We start from the raw sequence: 389 nt of genomic DNA, 5'->3' as shown, positions 1-389 counted from the left end.
GAAAAGGAAGAACTAATCGTTCACATCCATTTTGATGAAAAATATAAAATAGAGAATTTGGTAATAGATCAGCTGGGAGATTGTACACAGGAAAAGAAGGAGCTAGATGAAGAGAAAAAAAATCAGCAAAAAGGTTCTTATAAAAATGCTGATCTATTAAAAATGCACGCATACAAAGACGCAATAAAAAGAACCGGAGGAGCATATGTTCTTTATCCGGGTACAGATGTATTAGAAAAAAGAGGGTTTCATGAAATTTTGCCTGGACTTGGAGCATTCCCTGTCAGACCTTCAAGAACGAACAGTGGAATTGAAGATGTGAAAGATTTCATCCTTCGGGTAGTTGATCACTTCCTGAACAGGGCTTCCCAACGTGAAAATATAGCATA

General features: G+C 36.8%; 1 protein-coding gene. It reads left to right on the top strand.

Annotated elements, in window-relative coordinates:
• Positions 1 to 389 (top strand): nuclease domain-containing protein (locus HC176_RS17295; RefSeq protein WP_280818713.1); only part of this gene is annotated, 389 nt, incomplete at both ends.

This window comes from Tamlana crocina (assembly GCF_012037625.1).
Note: the sequence above shows the minus strand (reverse complement) of the source record. Positions and strands in the feature narration are given on the sequence as shown.